Source organism: Streptomyces hilarionis, assembly GCF_024539675.1.
Classification (GTDB): Bacteria; Actinomycetota; Actinomycetes; order Streptomycetales; family Streptomycetaceae; genus Streptomyces; species Streptomyces hilarionis.
Map to the genome: position 1 here is coordinate 1 of NZ_JAHHIT010000712.1, position 275 is coordinate 275.

Sequence of the window (275 nt, forward strand, 5' to 3'; positions counted from 1 at the left end):
GGTGGTTTCTGGTGCATGCCTTGAGCAAAGGCGTGACTGCGGCGGCCACCGCATCCATCCCTTGCGCACCGGATATCCGGCAGATGCGCATGGAGATCGACAGTTCACGCATCGACAGTCAGGTCCTGCTGCAGGAAGTCGCCGATTTCACTCGCGACTGTTATGGCTATTCCCGTTCTCGGTTGTTCACCAACCGTCCGCAGTTGGACAAGGTACAAAGTCACGACGCATCCTGGATCGGCTCAAGCTATTTTCTCGACACGGCTGGCTACTAT

At 56.7% G+C, this 275-nt stretch carries 1 protein-coding gene; it reads left to right on the top strand.

Translation table 11 applies throughout. From position 1 onward, the window contains the following. Positions 1-11: 11 nt before the first annotated feature. The coding region (locus KMS84_RS44540) for a conjugal transfer protein TraG N-terminal domain-containing protein (protein ID WP_256921586.1) at positions 12-275 on the top strand (264 nt) is incomplete at its 3' end.